Genomic DNA, 18,768 nt, shown 5'->3' with positions numbered 1-18,768 from the left:
AGTCGTTTTTTCTGGAGTTCTGCCCCGTGATCACTTCCCGACTTCGTACCCTGCGCGACCACATCCGTTGGGCCGTCAGCCGCTTCCATGGGGAGGATCTGTTTTTCGGCCATGGCACTGACAATGCCTGGGACGAAGCCCGGCAGTTGGTGCTCGGTGCCTTGCACCTGCCATGGGAAATCGCCGACAGCTACCTCGATTGCGCGCTGGAAGACGACGAACTGGTCAACCTGCAACGCCTGCTCAAGCGCCGCATCGAAGAACGCATTCCCACCGCTTACCTGTTGGGCGAAGCGTGGTTCTGCGGCATGTCGTTTATCGTCGACGAGCGCGTGTTGATCCCGCGCTCACCGATTGGCGAGCTGATCGAAAACCACTTTGCCCCGTGGATCGGCACTGAGCCGGCGCGCATTCTCGACCTGTGCACCGGCTCCGGCTGCATCGGCATTGCCTGCGCCTACGAGTTCGAAAACGCTGAAGTGGTGCTGGCGGATCTGTCGTTCGAAGCGCTGGAAGTGGCCAATCAGAACATCGAGCGTCATGGTGTCGATGAGCGCGTGTACACAGTGCAGGGCGATGGTTTTGATGGTTTGCCGGGTCAGCGTTTCGACCTGATCGTGTCGAACCCGCCATACGTTGATGCAGAAGATTTCGCCGACATGCCGGATGAATATCAGCATGAGCCGGAGCTGGGCCTGGCCTGTGGTGACGATGGTCTGAACCTGGTGCGCCGCATGCTCGCCGAAGCGGCGGATCATCTGACCGAGAAGGGCTTGTTGATTGTCGAGGTGGGCAACAGCCAGGTACACGTTGAAGCGTTGTACCCGGAAGTCGATTTCGCCTGGCTGGAGTTCGAGCGTGGCGGGCATGGCGTGTTCATGCTCACGGCGGAGCAGTGCCGCAACCACCAGGCCCTGTTCGCTTCCCGCGTCTAATTGAGACCGATCGTTCCCACGCTTTGCGTGGGAACGTCTCAATGGACGCTCTGCGTCCGCTTTTGGAACGCGGAGCGTCCCGGGCTGCATTCCCACGCGGAGCGTGGGAACGATCAAAAAGGGTGTACACCGATTCCAATGTAGGAGCTGCCGAAGGCTGCGATCTTTTGATCTACCTGTGTGTGGCAATCCAGATCAACAGCCCCGCCTGAAACACCGCAAACGCCACCAGACAGGTAATCGTGAACCGCAACCCGGCGTCTTCACGCTTGAACTTGCTGACCTTGTCTTCCTGCTTCTTCAGCTTCACTTCCTGCTCGGCCAGATTCTGCTCGGCCTGCTGCAGCATCTGCGCCGCTTCAAGAATCTCGACGATCTGCAGCTTTTCGCTGTTCCAGTCGCCGAGCAAATCGCCGACCAGCACTTCCTTGACGCTGCCCTTCAAATGCTGGGCATCGGCATACACCACATCAAAACCGTGCACGCGCAGAAAATGATCGCGACGCAGGCGCGTGTCTTCGTTCAGCGCGTCCTTGTTGTTCAAGTCCATGCCGTCGACGGTGTAGGCGGGCCAGCGCTTTTTCGCCCAGGTGATGCCTTGTGCGGCCATGAAACGGCCGATCCCGCGATTCAGCGGTTCGATCTGCAAGCCGCTGTCCGGGCCGAAACTCACACGCTTGGTGGTGTGATCGACCCACACATCGAGATGATTCTGCTCTTTGCGAACGCGCTGGCTCGGCAGTTTGATCGCCATGCGCATCAGGCTTTTTTCTTTGCTGTTGCGCTCGGCGTAGCCGAATTCGACAAAGCGCAGAGGCCGGCCGCCGGTATTGCGGTCGGTCTGCAGCGGGGCCAGGCGGAGCATCTTGTGGTGCTCGACGTGGACATCCGCCCACGGCAGCTCGGCCGCTGGCGATGCGTCTTTTTCAGCGGTGGTGTCGGGTGAAGTCTGGGTATCAGTCATAACGGCGAGATCCTGTCCAAGCCCTGCTTGCCGCCAGCCATAGCGCTGGCGACAAAGGCTTATCGGCCGTTTTTTGCAGGACTGGAGGGCAAACAGCGTTTAACGGGTGCGAAGTCCGTCAATAAACTCGATGATTTTGCTGCCCAGTTCTGCCGCCAGCGGCAAATTCGGGTCCTTGTACGAGGCCAATTGCCGCTTCATGTCGTTGTGCACGATGCGCATGACGTGGTTCATACCTTCAATCACTACCAGTTCGGCATCCGGTTTGGCAGCCTTGAGCAGCTTGGCGTCATCAACGCCGACCTGAATGTCGTTGCTGCCTTGAACAATCAGCGCCGGCATCTTCAGTTGCGCAAACGCCTTGGCCGGATCCTGACGGAACAGCGAAATCAGATACGGCTGCACGCTCGGGCGGAAAATCACCTGCAACGGTTGCGGAACATCGTCATCGGTGTGGCCGGCCTTGAGGCTGTCGAGCAATTCATTGCTGCGCAGCATCAGCGGCGGCGGCAGGCTGCGCGCCAGTTGTTCACGCAGGACCTGATCGATCGGCCGGGCAGTGCCGGACAGGGAAATCAGCGCCGTCGCCTCGGCATTCGGCGCGGCCAGCGTGGCGATCATCGCGCCTTCACTGTGGCCAAGCAGAATCAGCGGGCCGAAACGCGGATCAGCCTTGAGCTTGCGCGCCCAGGCCTGCGCGTCGGCCACGTAGGCCTCGACCGACAAATTACGCTCGTCAGGCGTCGCCGCCAGGCTCGCGGCCACGCCGCGCTTGTCGTAACGCACGCTGGCGATGTTGTGTTTGGCCAGCACCCACGCCAGTCGTTTGAGGCTGTCGTTGCGCCCGCCGTCGGGGTTGTTTCCGTCACGGTCTGTAGGGCCGGAGCCTGAAATGATCAGGACAACCGGCACCGGCTTGTCGGACTTTGGCAGCAACAGTGAGCCGAAAAGCTCACCGGTGCCAGTATCCAAAGTTACCGGGCGTTGTAAGACCGTCGCTTGGGCAAAGCCCGTAAACAGGGTAAGACTCAAGATCAAAACTCGCAGCATCATCACGCCATCATTCGCCAAGATGCCGGTTGGACTCACCCGCACCACTAAGGTTCGAGGATGAACTACTCGGTTAGCCTGCGTATACTGGCGCGCATCACGAATTTGGGTTTGATTTCACGGAGCGTCCTGCATGTCCGGCAATACCTACGGCAAGTTGTTCACTGTCACCACCGCGGGCGAAAGCCATGGTCCGGCGTTGGTCGCCATTGTCGACGGCTGCCCGCCGGGCCTGGAGATCTCCCTCGAAGACCTGCAGCGCGACCTCGATCGCCGCAAGCCCGGCACCAGCCGCCACACCACCCAGCGCCAGGAAGCCGACGAAGTCGAAATCCTCTCCGGTGTGTTCGAAGGGCGTACCACCGGTTGCTCGATCGGCCTGCTGATCCGCAACACCGACCAGAAGTCCAAGGACTACTCGGCGATCAAGGATCTGTTCCGCCCGGCCCACGCCGACTACACCTACCACCACAAATACGGCGAGCGCGACTACCGTGGCGGCGGCCGCAGCTCGGCGCGCGAAACCGCAATGCGCGTGGCGGCCGGTGCGATTGCCAAGAAATACCTGGCCAGCCAAGGCATCGTCATCCGTGGCTACATGAGCCAGCTCGGCCCGATCGAAATCCCGTTCAAGACCTGGGATTCGGTGGAAGAGAACGCCTTCTTCAGCCCGGATCCGGACAAGGTTCCGGAGCTTGAGGCCTACATGGATCAATTGCGTCGCGACCAGGACTCGGTCGGGGCGAAAATCACCGTCGTTGCCGAAGGCGTGATGCCGGGTCTGGGCGAGCCGATTTTCGACCGCCTCGACGCAGAACTGGCGCACGCGCTGATGAGCATCAACGCGGTGAAAGGCGTGGAGATCGGCGCCGGTTTCGCTTCGGTCGCCCAGCGCGGCACCGAACACCGCGATGAAATGACCCCGCAAGGTTTCCTCAGCAACAATGCCGGCGGCATCCTCGGCGGCATTTCCTCCGGTCAGCCGATCGTTGCCCATCTCGCGTTGAAACCAACGTCGAGCATCACCACCCCGGGCCGTTCGATCGACATCCACGGCAACCCGGTCGACGTCATCACCAAGGGCCGTCACGACCCGTGCGTCGGCATCCGCGCCACGCCGATTGCCGAAGCAATGATGGCCATCGTGCTGATGGACCACCTGCTGCGTCACCGTGGCCAGAACGCCGATGTGCGCGTGAGCACGCCGGTGCTGGGTCAGCTTTGATGGCAGGCCTTAAAGCCGTCGCGGCATAACCGTGGCGGCGCTCCCTTACTGGCGACTGTCCAGTTTCTATCTGTTCTATTTCGCCTTGCTCGGTTCGACAGCGCCGTTTCTGGCGCTGTACTTCGATCACCTCGGCTTCAGTCCGGCGCGGATCGGTGAACTGGTCGCCATCCCGATGCTGATGCGCTGCGTGGCGCCGAACATCTGGGGCTGGCTCGGCGACTACACCGGCAAACGTCTGGCCATCGTGCGCTTCGGCGCCGTGTGTACGCTGCTGACCTTCTCGTTGATTTTCGTCAGCAAAACCTACGCCTGGCTGGCAATGGTCATGGCGCTGCACGCGTTCTTCTGGCACGCGGTGCTGCCGCAATTCGAAGTCATCACCCTCGCGCATTTGCAGGGGCAGACCTCGCGTTACAGCCAGATTCGCCTGTGGGGCTCGATCGGTTTCATCATCACCGTGGTGGTGCTCGGTCGTCTGTTCGAATGGCTCAGCCTCGACATCTACCCGGCGGCGCTGGTGTTGATCATGGCCGGCATCGTCCTCAGCAGCTTGTGGGTGCCGAACGCACAACCGCCGCAAGGCAACCGGCCGAGCGGCGAGGGTTTCCTCAAGCAACTGCGTAATCCGGGCGTGCTGGCGTTTTATGGTTGCGTGGCGCTGATGCAGATGAGCCACGGCCCGTATTACACCTTTCTGACCTTGCACCTTGAGCGACTTGGCTACACACGCGGCACCATCGGCATGCTCTGGGCCGTGGGCGTGGTCGCCGAAGTGCTGATATTCATGGCGATGAGCCGGATTCTTGCGCGGTTTTCCCTGCGCCGCGTATTGCTGGCGAGTTTTCTGCTGGCGGCGCTGCGCTGGTTGCTGCTAGGTTCGTTCGCCGAGTTTCTCTGGGTGCTGTTGTTCGCGCAGATTCTGCACGCGGCGACCTTCGGCAGTTTTCACGCCGCTGCCATCGCGTTCGTGCAACGTAGCTTCGGCGCGCGCCAGCAAGGGCAGGGCCAGGCGCTGTATGCGGCACTGGCCGGCACCGGCGGTGCGCTCGGCGCGTTGTATTCCGGTTACAGCTGGAATGCCCTCGGCGCGACATTGACCTTTAGTATTGCCAGTCTCGCGGCGCTCGCTGCTGCCGTTATCATTGCCACACGTATGCAAGAGGACAGGCCATGAGCCTTACGCGTGAACAGCTCGCCCAGCAAATCGTCGACGCCGGGCGTTTTCTTTATGGTCGCGGCTGGTCGCCGGCCACCAGCAGCAATTACTCGACTCGCCTGTCGCCGAGCGAAGCGCTGCTGACGGTGTCGGGCAAGCACAAGGGCCAGTTGGGTCTGGACGATGTGCTCGCCACCGATCTTTCCGGCAACAGTCTGGAACCGGGCAAAAAACCGTCCGCCGAAACCCTGTTGCACACTCAGCTGTATAGCTGGCGTCCGGAGATCGGCGCGGTGTTGCACACCCATTCGGTCAACGCCACGGTACTGTCGCGCCTGACGCCGGAAGACTTTATCGAGTTCGAAGATTACGAACTGCAAAAAGCCTTCAGCGGTGTTTCGACCCACGAATCGCGGGTGCGCGTGCCGATTTTTGACAACGATCAGGACATTGCGCGCCTCGCCGCCAAGGTGCAGCCTTGGCTCGACGCCCACCCTGATTGCGTCGGTTATCTGATTCGCGGCCACGGCCTCTATACCTGGGGCGCGCAGATGAACGACGCGCTGCGGCAGATCGAGGCCTTTGAATTTCTGTTTGAGTGCGAGTTGAAAACCCGCAGCGTCATGAACCGCCAAGGCTGACTTCACCAGAAGCAGCCCATTTGCCTGATGAAATGCTGTGCCCGACCGGTCTGCAAGAACCGGACGGCAAGGCCGATACCGAGGAATTGCCCCAATGAGCAGCCTGTCCGTCTATCACGTCTCCAGCCCCGACATTCCCAACAAAGTGCTGACCCACTTTGAAGACATCGCCTCGACCCTGGCCGAGCAGGGCGTGCGCTTTGACCGCTGGCAAGCCACGGCGAAGATTCAGCCCGGCGCCACCCAGGAAGAAGTGATCAGCGCTTATAAAGAGCAGATCGACAAGCTGATGACCGAACGCGGTTACATCACCGTCGATGTGATCAGCCTGAACAGCGATCACCCGCAAAAAGCCGAATTGCGCGCCAAGTTCCTCGAAGAACATCGCCATGGCGAAGACGAAGTACGATTTTTCGTCGCCGGCCGTGGGCTGTTTACCCTGCACATCGACGATTACGTCTACGCCGTACTCTGCGAGAAGAATGATCTGATCTCGGTACCGGCCGGCACCAAACACTGGTTCGACATGGGCGAGCATCCGCACTTCGTCGCGATCCGCCTGTTCAACAACCCTGAAGGCTGGGTTGCCAATTTCACCGGCGAAGACATCGCCGGTCGTTTCCCGCGTCTGGAGGACTGATTCGATGTCGATCAAAGCCATTGTCACTGATATCGAAGGCACCACCAGCGCGGTGAGTTTCGTGTTTGACGTGCTGTTTCCCTACGCGGCCAAACACCTGCCGGACTTCGTTCGGCAGAACGCCGAACGTGCCGACGTCGCCGAACAACTCGATGCCGTGCGCCGTGACAGCAATGCACCGCAAGCCGATGTTGAGCGGGTCGTTGAAATTCTGTTGAGCTGGATCGAGGAGGATCGCAAAGCCACGCCGCTCAAGGCCTTGCAAGGCATGGTCTGGGCGCAGGGTTATCACGCCGGGCAGTTGAAAGGGCACGTCTACCCGGACGCGGTCGAAGCGCTGCAACGCTGGCATGCGGCGGGTTATCAACTGTTTGTGTATTCGTCGGGCTCGATTCAGGCGCAGAAACTGATTTTCGGCTGCTCGGGGGCGGGGGATCTGACGCCGCTGTTCAGCGGCTACTTCGACACCACGTCGGGGCCCAAGCGTGAGGCGCAGTCTTACACCAACATTCAGCAAGCCATTGGCGTTGAGCCGGCTGAGATTCTGTTCCTCTCCGACATCGTCGAAGAACTCGACGCCGCACAAGCGGCCGGCCTGCAAACCTGCGGCCTGGCCCGCGAAGGCGGCGAGCTGGGCAGCCACATCACCGTCGACACCTTCACCGCCATCGAACCCGAAGCCTTCTAACCACTAAAACCCTGTAGGAGCTGCGGCACGCTGCGATCTTTTGATCCTGATCTTCAAAAACAAGATCAAAAGATCGCAGCGTGCCGCAGCTCCTACAGTGAGTCCGCGATGAAGTAGTGAAAGCGCACAAAAAAACAGGCCGTGAAGCGAGCGCTCCACGGCCTGTTTTGTTTAAGGCGGTTTAAAACTTACAGCGAGTGATACGTCGGCAGAGCAAAACGCTGCTGGCTTTGCAGCATGGCGATTTGCGGCAGCTCACTGGCTTGTTCCGCGAGGTCACGACGGATTGCGCTGATCGCCCACGACAGTTGGTCGCCAGCATGCAGTTGTTGATAAGTCAGTGCACGCTTGAACACTTTGCCATCGCTGCTGCGCAAGGTCAGCAGGATCCCGCCATCGGGACGTGGCGCAGTGGTGACGTCGAAGTTGGAGAACAGGGAGGTAAATTTTTCTTGGATCAGGCTCATGTTTTTCAGCTCCGTATGCACTTGAATGGCAAGCATGCAGAGGAGGTTGCAGAGTTTGTGCCAGCATTTGATTAAAAAAATATCGTTATAAATCAATGGCTTGAAAATAATGGTTTTTCAAGGCGTCGTGCAATCTGCATGAGTGGCCATCGTGCATCCTGCATTTTGCGGGATCGTGATCATTTCTACGGAACCAAACGCTGACCCGGGGATCAGCTCCGCGCCCGCCACGTCAGCGGATACAAAACATTGCAAAAACCGCGTGTACAGCCCGAGAAGCGCTGACGTATTTTCGATCTCGGCCCGCGCTCGGATGCGTCGGTCGTATCAGCCTTTGCCCGACAATAAAAACACCGGCCTGCACGTCAAGGTCGAACGGGGAGCTTCCATGAGTCACGCGCCAAGCGACACGATTACCTGGGGCATGATGCTCCGCAAGCTGCCGATGATTGCCAAAGCCATCCCGCGGGTGGTCAGAGGCATGAAGGTGGCCAACGTCACGGATCCGACACAGAGTTGTGGCCTTGGCTGGACCTTCGAGCAAGCGACCCTGCGCAATCCGCACGGGCCTGCGTTATTGCAGGGCGATGTGTCGCTGACGTATGCACAGGTCAACCAGTGGGCCAACCGCATCGCTCATTATCTGAGCGGGCAGGGCATCGGCAAGGGCGACGTGGTCGCGGTGTTCATCGAAAACCGTCCGGAATTGCTGGTGACCATTCTGGCGCTGGCCAAGGTCGGGGCGGTCAGCGCATTGCTCAACACCTCGCAAACGCGCGACACGCTGATCCACAGCGTGAACCTGGTGGCGCCGGTGGCGATTGTTGTTGGTGAAGAATTGCTGCCCGCATTTGCCGCCGTGCGCGAGCAAGTGTCGATTGTGCCCCAGCGGGTCTGGTTTGTGGCCGATCAGGACACTTACAGCCATCCGGGCATCGCGCCCGACAGCTACGTCAATCTGATCAGCGCCAGTGCCGACGCCTGCAGCGATAATCCGCCGAGCAGCCAGCAGGTGTTTTTCGACGACCCGTGTTTCTACATCTACACCTCAGGCACCACCGGCCTGCCCAAAGCCGGGGTGTTCAAGCACGGCCGCTGGATGCGCAGCTCCGCCAGTTTCGGCCTGATCGCCCTCGATATGGGCCCTGACGACGTCGTTTATTGCACCTTGCCGCTGTACCACGCCACCGGTCTTTGCGTGTGCTGGGGCTCGGCGGTCAACGGCGCCTCGGGCTTCGCGATCAGGCGCAAGTTCAGTGCCAGCCAGTTCTGGAACGACGTGCGCCGCTATCGAGCGACCACCATCGGATACGTCGGCGAATTGTGCCGTTATCTGGTCGATCAACCGGCCAGCGCCGACGACAACCGCCACGAGGTGCGCAAGATGATCGGCAACGGTTTGCGCCCCGGTGCCTGGGCCGAGTTCAAGACACGCTTCGCGGTGGATCACATCTGTGAGCTGTACGCAGCGAGCGACGGCAATATCGGTTTCACCAACGTCCTCAATTTCGACAACACCATCGGCTTCTCGCTGATGGCTTGGGAGTTGGTTGCCTACGACCATGACAGTGGCGAGCCGATCCGCAGCGACGACGGCTTTATGCGCAAGGTCGGCAAGGGCAATCAGGGCCTGTTGCTGGCGCGGATCGACGAGAAAGCGCCGCTGGACGGCTACACCGATCCGCAGAAAACCGCCAAGGTCGTGTTGCACGATGTGTTCAGCAAGGGCGACCGCTTTTTCAACACTGGCGACCTGCTGCGCAACATCGGCTTCGGCCATGCGCAGTTTGTTGATCGATTGGGCGACACCTATCGCTGGAAGGGAGAGAACGTCTCCACCACGGAAGTTGAAAACCTCTTGCTGCAACACCCGCAGATCTCCGAGGCCGTGGCGTATGGCGTCGAAATTCGCAACACCAACGGGCGCGCCGGCATGGCGGCCATCACGCCGTCCGAGTCCCTCGCGACGCTGGATTTCGCCGCGTTACTGAGCTTCATCCGTGAACGCATGCCGGCGTATGCGGTACCGCTTTTCCTGCGGGTGAAGGTGAAAATGGAAACCACCGGTACCTTCAAGTACCAGAAAACCCGCTTGAAGAACGAAGGTTTCGATCCCGGCCAGACAGGTGACGATCCGATCTTCGCCTGGCTGCCGGGCAGCGAGACTTACGTACAGGTGACCGACGCAATGTTGGCTGAAATCAATCAAGGCAAGTACCGTTATTGATTCTGGCTATAGATCATCTTGAGAAAAAGTGGGTGACAGTTTTCGTCGCGCTCGGGAAACTGTCGGCTTTCCGATTGACCGAAAGTGGAGTTGCCCCATGTCCGACCAAAGCCGCCAGATGACCCCTGAAGAAGCTGCCGAATTCACCGAGCAGGTTTTCAACAAGGCGCGCGACGGTGATGCCGAAATGCTTGATCGCCTGGTCAGCGCCGGTTTGCCGGTCAACCTGAAGAACAGCAAGGGCGACACGCTGCTGATGCTCGCCAGTTATTACGGTCATGTTGACGCCGTGAATGTGCTGCTTAAACACCAAGCAGATCCGGAAATGCGCAATGGCAACGGCCAAAGCCCGATTGCCGGTGCGGCGTTCAAAGGTGACTTGGCGGTGGTCAAGGCGTTGGTCGAAGCGGGTGCCGAGATCGAAGGTTCGTCGTTTGATGGCCGTACCGCGCTGATGATGGCGGCGATGTTTAACCGCGTTGAAATCGTTGATTACCTGATCAGCAAAGGCGCCAATGCACAGGCCAGGGACGCCAATGGCGTGACGGCACTCGATGCGGCTCGCACCATGGGCGCGGTTGATACCACGGCGCAGCTGGAAAAATTGTTGGGTTGATAAGGTCAAAAGATCGCAGCCTGCGGCAGCTCCTACACTGATCCCTCTGTAGGAGCTGCCGCAGGCTGCGATCTTTTGCGTTGTGCGCTATCCTCCGCGCCCTTAAATTTCACCTTCCACAGGATCCGCCCTCATGAAAGCCGCACTCGTCGAACTCATCAGCAAAATCAGCTCCGGCTGCATGGCCGAGGACGAGATCCTGAACGTTGCCGACGAAGCCGCACAGGCCTACGCCGATGCCGGTGCTTTTCTGACAACCAATCCCGACATCAACTACGACGACACCTTCCCGATCCCGTTGGGCGAGTGGGTGGTGGTCGGCAGCCTGCCGGAAACCGTGCTGTTCCAGGCCGACACCTACGTCGATCTGTTTGCGCAGATCGTCGCCTCGTTCGGCCCGGGCGTGGATTTCAACCTCAAGCCCAAGCAACTGGCGAAAACCGAGGCCCTGACCGCACTCAATCGCATCCAGGTGCAGATGAGCAGCATGAACAAGGAAAACGGCGGTTACACGCTGATGAACTTCAGCCAGCTGCTCGACGATGAGCTGCAAATGGTGCTGGTCTTCGGCAACGACGTGCCACGGGTGCTGGAGCTGTGCGCCGAAGTCGGCATCACCGCCGCGCCAGCGCTGGAAGCCCTGAAGATCGCCGTTCACGTCTGAGTGCAATAAAAGGGAACCCTGCGCGCGACCGTCTATCCTAAAAGTGCATGCCACTATTCTGGAGCGACACCATGGGTTCCACGTTCAACGGTCTGATTGGCCTGATCATCCTCGCCCTCGACATCTGGGCCATCATCAACGTACTGAAAAGCGGCGCGACCACCGGGATGAAAATCGTCTGGGTGCTGCTGATCATCCTCCTGCCAGTGCTGGGCCTGATCATCTGGGCAATCGCCGGACCGCGCGGCAACGTCCGGATCTGACCGCACCCATGTAGGAGCTGCCGCAGGCTGCGATCTTTTGATGTTGATTGTAAAAAAACAAGATAAAAAGATCGCAGCCTGCGGCAGCTCCTACAGGGATTATGGTTGTGAGGTTCGACCTGTCATCTTCGGCAACGTAGAATGCGCGCCTTTCCCGGGAAATCGTCCCCACGATTGACGCCCGCGCATTCATCGGAGCACTTCACCATGACCGTCACCAAAACCAGCGAGTACCTGGAAACCCTCTACGAAGGCTACGGCCAGCGTTTTCGCATGGAAAAACTGCTGCACGAAGTGCGCACCGAACACCAGCACCTGGTGATCTTCCAGAACCCGCGCATGGGCCGTGTGATGGCGCTGGACGGCGTGATCCAGACCACCGAAGCCGACGAATTCATCTACCACGAAATGCTCACCCACGTGCCGATCCTCGCCCACGGCAGCGCCAAGCGCGTGCTGATCATCGGCGGCGGTGACGGCGGCATGCTGCGCGAAGTGACCAAGCATGCCGGTGTCGAGCACATCACCATGGTCGAGATCGACGGCACCGTGGTCGACATGTGCAAAGAATTCCTGCCGAACCACTCCAGCGGTGCTTACGACGATCCACGGCTGAACCTGGTGATCGACGACGGCATGCGTTTCGTCGCCACCACCACGGAAAAATTCGACGTGATCATCTCCGACTCCACCGACCCGATCGGCCCGGGCGAAGTGCTGTTCTCGGAGAACTTCTATCAGGCCTGCCACCGCTGCCTGAATGAAGGCGGCATCCTCGTGACCCAGAACGGCACGCCGTTCATGCAGATCGACGAAGTGAAAACCACCGCCGGTCGCCTGAAAAGCCTGTTCCCGGACTGGCACTTCTACCAAGCGGCGGTGCCGACCTACATCGGTGGTTCGATGACATTTGCGTGGGGTTCGACCAACCCGGCCTACCGCAAGCTCAGCCGTGAAACCCTGCAACAGCGCTTCATCGGCAGCGGCATCGTCACGCGCTACTACAACCCGGAAATCCACATCGGCGCGTTCGCCTTGCCGCAATATGTGCTGCAAGCGATCAACAAGCCAAGCAACGACTGAAAGCTCCATTTTCATTTGTGTATGGATCCATGTGGTGAGGGGATTTATCCCCGACCGGCTGCGCAGCAGTCGTAAACCCGGCCAACGCGGTCTGCCTGATGGACCGCGTTGGCTGGTTTTGGGGACGCTTCGCATCCCATCGGGGATAAATCCCCTCGCCACAGATAAATCCCTCACCACAGATAAGTCCTCTCACCACAGGTAAATTCCCGTACCACAATGGTTGCGTGCAAAATTCGCGGTGCATCTCCACGATGTCGTTTTTTTCATGTTCGTGCGCTGTAATCCTTTTGAACCAACTTTCGGCGCACCAGTCGATTTAGGTGTAAGCCCATTTGCGGGTTTGATCGAGGAGGCACCGATGCAAAAGTGGAAAGTCACTTTCGTGGACGATCATGGTGAAATTGTCGATGAGGTGTTCGAGCGCGCGGAATGCCCCAGTGACGATGAGGCCGCTCAACTGATCAAGGCGAAGCTTCTGCCCGTGGCCGCCGCACTGGATCTGAACGATCTGGAAGGGCGCACCCCCGACGCCGGGGCGAAAAGCCTGAAAACCCAGAACAGCATTGAAATCCGCAGCATCACTCCCGTCTGACATTCTTCCTGTCACCTTGACGCCAGGCCTTGGCAGCAGCTCTGACTTGGGGCTACTCTGCAAGCGAGATCAGCGAACGGATCGCTAAGGTCTGGTCTTGTCAGCTACATGCTTGTTCCCGCGTGCAACCACGTTGCCGTCGTACTTTGGCCTGAGGCCCGGGGCGGGAATACGGAAAGTCTATCCATCTATGTGAGGGGGACGATTCATGAGCACAGCCTATCAAGAAGACATCAGCAGCAATGTTCTGCGCCGCATGAAAGAAGGCGGTTTCGATTTTTCCCGATTCCATCCCATCGAGTTCTACGCCATTTTCCCGGACGAGGAGCGGGCGCGCAGGGCGGCAGGCAAATTTCGTGGTGAGTCCATCAATGCCCAGGTCAGCGTGCGCGATGACGGCGCGTGGGCGCTGGAATTGAGCAAAGTGATGTATGCGACGTATGACGATATTGGCGATTTCGAGCAGGGCTTTTCGGCGGTGGTCGAACCCTTGGGCGGGATAATCGAGGGATGGGGCGTGAAACAGGAGGTGCGTAGCCGCCACCGGTTGAATTGAGTCGATAGATAGAAGATCAAAAGATCGCAGCCTTCGGCAGCTCCTACAGGTGATCAATGTAGGAGCTGCCGGAGGCTGCGATCTTTTGCTTTTGCTTTCAAAACATTTCCAAAAGGCAAAAAAAAGCCACCGGAGAGGGTGGCTAAAAGGGAAGACCGATAAGCAGAGGAAACCGGTCAGGGTTACAGCGGGGCGGGCTGCAGGGGCAATCCCGATCAGTTGAGCTGGCGACTTCGAGGCGCTTTGCGCGGCGAAGCTTTGCAGCGAATGCGCGGATTATCCGCAAGCGGCGCCGGGCAGTGAAATCAACTCTGACTATGCTGGTGATAGGCGATGCAGTGCGTCGCAATGAAGCGGGGGCAATCAGGTTGGGGCAATTGCCGCACAGGAATGGTGCGGTCTCTCTGGCGTGAATATCCAACCGATTGAAATCAAAGCGTTTATGCCGATGGCACGGGCCTTGCGAAGGCCTGTAGGTCCGGGTGACAAGGAGTACGGCATGATCCGCACCTATTTTGATGAGATGTACGACGCCGGCGGCCAGGTTCGCCCGCATTATCGGGAGTTCGCCCGATGGCTGGCCGACACGCCTGACGAGCTGCTGGCCCAACGGCGACGCGAGGCCGATCTGCTGTTCCATCGCGCCGGGATTACTTTCACGCTCTATGGCGACGAGCAGGGCACCGAGCGGCTGATTCCTTTCGATACCATTCCGCGCAGCATCCCCGCCAGCGAGTGGCGGATCGTCGAGCGCGGCTGCATCCAGCGGGTCAAGGCGTTGAACATGTTTCTCGCCGACCTCTATCACGAGCAACGCATCATCAAGGCCGGGATCATTCCCGCCGAACAGGTGCTGGCCAACGAGCAATACCAGTTGGCGATGCAAGGCCTGGATCTGCACCGCGATATCTATTCGCATATCTCCGGCGTCGATCTGGTGCGCGATGGCGACGGCACCTACTACGTGCTCGAAGACAATCTGCGCACCCCGAGCGGCGTGAGTTACATGCTCGAAGACCGCAAGATGATGATGCGCCTGTTCCCGGAGCTGTTCGCCGCGCAACGCATCGCGCCGATCGATCACTACCCGAACCTGCTGCTCGACACCCTGAAAAGCTCCAGCCCGATCGATGACCCGAGCGTCGTGGTGCTGACGCCGGGGCGCTTCAACAGTGCATTCTTCGAGCATGCATTTCTGGCGCGGGAAATGGGCGTGGAACTGGTCGAGGGTGCGGATCTGTTCGTGCGTGACGACAAAGTCTTCATGCGCACCACCGACGGCCCGAAAGCGGTAGATGTGATCTACCGCCGGCTCGACGACGCCTTCCTCGATCCATTGGCATTCAACCCGGACTCGATGCTCGGCGTGCCGGGTCTGCTGTCGTCCTATCGCTCCGGCAACGTCGTGTTGGCCAATGCCATCGGTACCGGCGTGGCGGACGACAAATCGGTGTACCCGTTTGTCACCGACATGATTCGTTTCTACCTCGATGAAGAACCGATCCTGAAAAACGTGCCGACCTGGCAATGCCGCAACCCGTCTGAACTTTCCCACGTGCTGGCCAATCTTCCAGATCTGGTGGTCAAGGAAACCCAAGGCTCCGGCGGTTACGGAATGCTGGTCGGGCCGGCGTCGACGAAGGCCGAAATCGACGCCTTTCGCGAACGTATCAAGGCCAAGCCCCACGCCTACATCGCGCAACCGACGCTGTCGCTGTCGACCTGTCCGACCTTTGTCGAAAACGGCATTGCGCCGCGCCATATCGACCTGCGCCCGTTTGTCTTGTCCGGGCGCGAAACCCGCGTGGTGCCCGGCGGTTTGACCCGCGTCGCGCTGCGCGAAGGCTCGCTGGTGGTGAACTCATCACAGGGCGGCGGAACCAAGGACACCTGGGTGGTCGAGGATTGAAGGAAGCTTGCCATGTTAAGTAGAACTGCCTCGGATCTGTATTGGATGTCGCGTTACCTGGAGCGGGCGGAAAACCTCGCACGGATGCTCGACGTCAGTTATTCGCTGTCGCTGATGCCGCAGGACGGTCGCGGTGATGGCTTGCACGAACTGGCAATGCCGCTGTTGATCACCGGCACCCTTGAGGATTATCTGGAGCGTCACGGCGCATTGCATGCCGAACGCCTGCTGCACTTTTTCGCCCTCGATGCGGCCAACCCGGCGAGCATCTACAGCTGCCTCGGCGCCGCACGGGCCAGTGCCCATGCAGTGCGCGGACGTATCACGGCGGACATGTGGGAGAACATCAACTCGACGTGGCTGGAGATTCGCGGGATCGCCGAGCAGGGCTTGAGCCGTTATGGCATGAGCCGTTTCTGCGAATGGATCAAGGAGCGTTCGCATCTGTTTCGTGGCGCGTCTTACGGCACGATCATGCGTAACGATGCATTCCGTTTCATTCGTCTAGGGACGTTTATCGAGCGCGCGGACAACACGCTGCGGCTGCTCGATGCCCGCTACGAAATGGCTGGCGATCAAGCCGAAGCGGTGAGCGATGGCACGGCCCACGCGTACTACCAATGGAGTGCCTTGCTGCGCGCACTGTCATCGTTCGAGGCCTACACCGAAATCTATCGCGACGCGCCCGGCGCCCGGCATGTCGCCGAGTTGCTGCTGTTGCGTGCCGACGTGCCGCGTTCGCTGCGCGCCTGCACCGAAGAGATCGACCAGATTCTCGCGCAACTGCCCGGGGCCAACGGTCGTCCCGCGCAACGCTTGGCCGCCGAAATGGACGCGCGCCTGCGCTATACCGGCATCAACGAAATCCTCGAGGAAGGCCTGCATGCCTGGCTGACCGAATTCATCCCGCTGGTGCGCCAGTTGGGTAACGCCATTCACAGTTCCTACCTGGAGGCTGCATGAGACTTTCCATTAGCCACGAGACCACCTATCACTACGAAGATAAGGTGCGGGCGAGCATCCAGTACCTGCGGCTGACCCCCCACGACAGTGAGCGTCAACATGTGCTGAGCTGGCAACTTGACCTGCCGCGTCCGGTGCGCGCGCAACTCGATCCGTTCGGCAACATCCTGCATGTGCTGACCATGGACGAGCCGCACGAAGCGATCATCATCGGCGCGCGTGGTCAGGTTGATATCGATGAATTGCGCGAGGCTGAACACGAGAGCCAGTCGGCGCTGCCGTTTCTGCGCTTTACCCGGTTGACCGAGGCCGATGAGGCTTTGCGCGCATTCGCCGAGAAGTCCTGCAAGCAGCGGCGCGACCGCACGGCGTTGATCGATCTGATGCACGGCTTGAATCAGCACATGACCTACACGCCGGGCTCCACCGAGGTCGACACCAGCGCCGCTGAAGCCTTCGCCGGGCGTGCCGGGGTTTGTCAGGATCACACCCACGCGTTTCTGGCCTGCGCACGCAGTCTGGGCGTGCCATCGCGTTACGTGTCGGGGTATTTGTACAGCGAGGATTGCGAGCATCTGGCCAGCCATGCCTGGGCCGAAGCGTGGCTGGATGACGCGTGGTACAGCTTTGACGTGACCAACGAACTGGCGCGGCCGGAGCGGCATTTGAAGCTGGCGGTGGGTCTGGATTACCTCGACGCCTGCCCGGTGCGCGGCATGCGCCGGGGTGGTGGGTGTGAGCAGATGCACGCGAAAGTGTTCGTCTCACCCACCCCGATCATCTCCGTGCAACAACAGTAGATCCGAGGTACCGCAATCGCTGGCAAGCCAGCTCCCACAGGATTACCGCTGATTCAAAGTCAGCGCATAACCTGTGGGAGCTGGCTTGCCAGCGATGAGGCCAGAGATAGCCACCCAAGGCTCAAGGTTTCAGGGCTTAATTTTGCGTCCGGCCATGTGCTTGAGATAACCCACAAGCAAATCCAGATCCCCGTCCGGCAACACCTCTGCCGAAAACCCCGGCATCTTCGCCTGCGGCCACTGACGCAAACTCTGCGGATCACGAATGTAGCGCTTCAGGAAATCCGCCCCGAAATACTCGGTCGGGTTATACGGAATATTCAGATCCGGCCCGAACTGCGCATCCCCGGCACCGTTCAATCGGTGACACGCCAGGCAACTCTTCTGAAATAACGCAAAACCCAGATTCACCGGATCATCTTTCTTCAACGCCGGATCAGGCAGCAGGGCAGGGAAGCGCTCCGCCACCGGCGCCATGCGCTTGATGCTCGCCACTTCAAACGGCCACTGCTCGGGGCTGATGTTGCCCGCCTGCGGATTCGTCCACACCAGATAAAACGGTCCGGCGCTGTGCTTGTCTTTCGACAACGGTGGCCACGGATGCGCCGGATCTTCAATCGCCAGCCAGGCTCGGGCGCCTTCGCCATTGAGCAATGGCGCCGCCGCCAATTCCGCAGCAAAGCCGTCCAGTGCGACTGCTTGCAGATGATCCTCGGGTTTAATCCCGGTCAATAACGCGGCCACCGGCACGGCCTGGTAGACCATTTCCTTCTTGTAGGACACGTCGTTTTTGATGGTGATGCTTTGCACCTGAGGATGCTTGAGCAACTCCTCGGTCTGCCAGGTGCGACTGTTTTCGCCCAGTTGCAAGTGCAACTGCGCGGCAGACAAGGGCATGCTCAGCAGCAGGGCCCCGAATACGATGAGCGCTTTCAAATGATCGCCGTCCATGTCGTGGATGTGCGCAAAGGTTGGCACAGCCACGCTGGCCCTGGTAGCGGGCCAGTCACATTTTCAGAGGCGATAGATAAACCCGCCGCTCGATTCAGCCGATGACCTTGGTCAGATTCGGCAAAATCAACAACAGCGTCGTGGCGAAAAGAATGAGCCCTGCTTGACGAACTTTCGGTTGTTTGAACATGGCTTGACCGCCTTTATTGTTATTTCCTGATGCCTGCCTGCATATCCATGACGGCAAGCGGTGCACTTCCTGTTGAAGGACGCCGGCCTCGGCAAAACCCGACGACTCTGACGTACAAGTACTACCTTAGGGCCCGCGTCACGCTTGGCTTAGATCCATTTCATATGGAGCTTTAAGAAATT

20 protein-coding genes are annotated in these 18,768 nt (G+C 59.5%); 16 read left to right on the top strand and 4 right to left on the bottom strand.

Annotated features, from left to right (window positions below):
- Positions 1-26: 26 nt before the first annotated feature.
- The gene (prmB, locus tag ACZZ0B_RS17115; RefSeq protein WP_440095684.1) at positions 27-935 is read left to right on the top strand and encodes a 50S ribosomal protein L3 N(5)-glutamine methyltransferase; all 909 of its coding nucleotides are present in this window, start codon (positions 27-29) and stop codon (positions 933-935) included.
- Between the two features lie 172 nt (positions 936-1,107).
- On the opposite strand, the gene ACZZ0B_RS17110 is transcribed toward prmB, so the two are convergent.
- Together ACZZ0B_RS17110 and ACZZ0B_RS17105 are read right to left on the bottom strand one after the other, a co-directional pair.
- Positions 1,108-1,899, bottom strand: a complete 792-nt coding sequence (locus tag ACZZ0B_RS17110) for a hypothetical protein (protein WP_463545843.1) — start codon at positions 1,897-1,899, stop codon at positions 1,108-1,110.
- A 99-nt stretch (positions 1,900-1,998) separates the two neighbouring features.
- Positions 1,999-2,952 carry an alpha/beta hydrolase gene (locus ACZZ0B_RS17105; RefSeq protein ID WP_463545842.1) on the bottom strand — a complete coding sequence of 318 codons (954 nt, stop codon included), beginning with the start codon at positions 2,950-2,952 and terminating at the stop codon, positions 1,999-2,001.
- Between the two features lie 130 nt (positions 2,953-3,082).
- Here ACZZ0B_RS17105 and aroC point away from each other — a divergent pair, with 130 nt between their 5' ends.
- The 5 genes from aroC to mtnC all read left to right on the top strand — a co-directional run bounded on the left by aroC (position 3,083) and on the right by mtnC (position 7,302).
- On the top strand, positions 3,083-4,174 hold the full coding sequence (gene aroC / locus ACZZ0B_RS17100) for a chorismate synthase (protein WP_008080929.1): 1,092 nt from the start codon (positions 3,083-3,085) through the stop codon (positions 4,172-4,174).
- A 31-nt stretch (positions 4,175-4,205) separates the two neighbouring features.
- A complete protein-coding gene (locus tag ACZZ0B_RS17095; RefSeq protein WP_463545841.1) occupies positions 4,206-5,351 on the top strand; it encodes an MFS transporter in 1,146 nt (381 codons plus the stop codon).
- On the top strand, positions 5,348-5,974 hold the full coding sequence (locus ACZZ0B_RS17090) for a methylthioribulose 1-phosphate dehydratase (protein WP_008080933.1): 627 nt from the start codon (positions 5,348-5,350) through the stop codon (positions 5,972-5,974). Before ACZZ0B_RS17095 ends, ACZZ0B_RS17090 begins: the two co-directional genes overlap by 4 nt.
- A 94-nt stretch (positions 5,975-6,068) precedes the next feature.
- Positions 6,069-6,614, top strand: coding sequence for a 1,2-dihydroxy-3-keto-5-methylthiopentene dioxygenase (locus ACZZ0B_RS17085; protein ID WP_158830636.1), 546 nt, complete (start codon positions 6,069-6,071; stop codon positions 6,612-6,614).
- Between the two features lie 4 nt (positions 6,615-6,618).
- A complete protein-coding gene (mtnC, locus tag ACZZ0B_RS17080) occupies positions 6,619-7,302 on the top strand; it encodes an acireductone synthase (RefSeq protein WP_463545840.1) in 684 nt (227 codons plus the stop codon).
- A gap of 188 nt (positions 7,303-7,490) precedes the next feature.
- On the opposite strand, the gene ACZZ0B_RS17075 is transcribed toward mtnC, so the two are convergent.
- Entirely contained in the window at positions 7,491-7,769 is a 279-nt protein-coding gene (locus ACZZ0B_RS17075; RefSeq protein ID WP_008080936.1) for a DUF3509 domain-containing protein, read from the bottom strand.
- 388 nt (positions 7,770-8,157) lie between these two features.
- Between ACZZ0B_RS17075 and ACZZ0B_RS17070 the strand changes: the two genes are divergently transcribed.
- The 10 genes from ACZZ0B_RS17070 to ACZZ0B_RS17025 all read left to right on the top strand — a co-directional run bounded on the left by ACZZ0B_RS17070 (position 8,158) and on the right by ACZZ0B_RS17025 (position 17,445).
- Positions 8,158-9,996 (top strand): long-chain-acyl-CoA synthetase, encoded by a 1,839-nt coding sequence (locus tag ACZZ0B_RS17070; protein WP_463545839.1) that lies wholly within the window; start codon positions 8,158-8,160, stop codon positions 9,994-9,996.
- Between the two features lie 97 nt (positions 9,997-10,093).
- Positions 10,094-10,612 (top strand): ankyrin repeat domain-containing protein, encoded by a 519-nt coding sequence (locus ACZZ0B_RS17065; RefSeq protein ID WP_463545838.1) that lies wholly within the window; start codon positions 10,094-10,096, stop codon positions 10,610-10,612.
- Between the two features lie 133 nt (positions 10,613-10,745).
- Positions 10,746-11,276 carry a hypothetical protein gene (locus ACZZ0B_RS17060; protein WP_463545837.1) on the top strand — a complete coding sequence of 177 codons (531 nt, stop codon included), beginning with the start codon at positions 10,746-10,748 and terminating at the stop codon, positions 11,274-11,276.
- 71 nt (positions 11,277-11,347) lie between these two features.
- Positions 11,348-11,539 carry a PLDc N-terminal domain-containing protein gene (locus tag ACZZ0B_RS17055; RefSeq protein WP_007914053.1) on the top strand — a complete coding sequence of 64 codons (192 nt, stop codon included), beginning with the start codon at positions 11,348-11,350 and terminating at the stop codon, positions 11,537-11,539.
- A gap of 207 nt (positions 11,540-11,746) precedes the next feature.
- The gene (speE, locus tag ACZZ0B_RS17050; RefSeq protein ID WP_008080944.1) at positions 11,747-12,622 is read left to right on the top strand and encodes a polyamine aminopropyltransferase; all 876 of its coding nucleotides are present in this window, start codon (positions 11,747-11,749) and stop codon (positions 12,620-12,622) included.
- 361 nt (positions 12,623-12,983) lie between these two features.
- Positions 12,984-13,217, top strand: a complete 234-nt coding sequence (locus ACZZ0B_RS17045) for a hypothetical protein (protein ID WP_008080946.1) — start codon at positions 12,984-12,986, stop codon at positions 13,215-13,217.
- A gap of 208 nt (positions 13,218-13,425) precedes the next feature.
- The gene (locus ACZZ0B_RS17040; protein WP_008080948.1) at positions 13,426-13,773 is read left to right on the top strand and encodes a ribonuclease E inhibitor RraB; all 348 of its coding nucleotides are present in this window, start codon (positions 13,426-13,428) and stop codon (positions 13,771-13,773) included.
- Positions 13,774-14,272: 499 nt separating this feature from the next.
- Entirely contained in the window at positions 14,273-15,682 is a 1,410-nt protein-coding gene (locus ACZZ0B_RS17035) for a circularly permuted type 2 ATP-grasp protein (protein WP_007914061.1), read from the top strand.
- 12 nt (positions 15,683-15,694) lie between these two features.
- The gene (locus tag ACZZ0B_RS17030; RefSeq protein WP_129391327.1) at positions 15,695-16,645 is read left to right on the top strand and encodes an alpha-E domain-containing protein; all 951 of its coding nucleotides are present in this window, start codon (positions 15,695-15,697) and stop codon (positions 16,643-16,645) included.
- Positions 16,642-17,445, top strand: a complete 804-nt coding sequence (locus ACZZ0B_RS17025) for a transglutaminase family protein (protein WP_008080952.1) — start codon at positions 16,642-16,644, stop codon at positions 17,443-17,445. The genes ACZZ0B_RS17030 and ACZZ0B_RS17025 overlap by 4 nt, the downstream gene beginning before the upstream one ends.
- 129 nt (positions 17,446-17,574) lie before the next feature.
- Here the strand turns inward: ACZZ0B_RS17025 and ACZZ0B_RS17020 are convergent, their stop codons facing one another.
- Positions 17,575-18,396 (bottom strand): c-type cytochrome, encoded by an 822-nt coding sequence (locus ACZZ0B_RS17020; RefSeq protein ID WP_463546945.1) that lies wholly within the window; start codon positions 18,394-18,396, stop codon positions 17,575-17,577.
- Positions 18,397-18,768 lie beyond the last annotated feature (372 nt).

The sequence above is a fragment of the Pseudomonas sp. AC247 genome (genome assembly GCF_979258015.1).
This window is presented reverse-complemented; position numbering and strand designations above follow the sequence as displayed.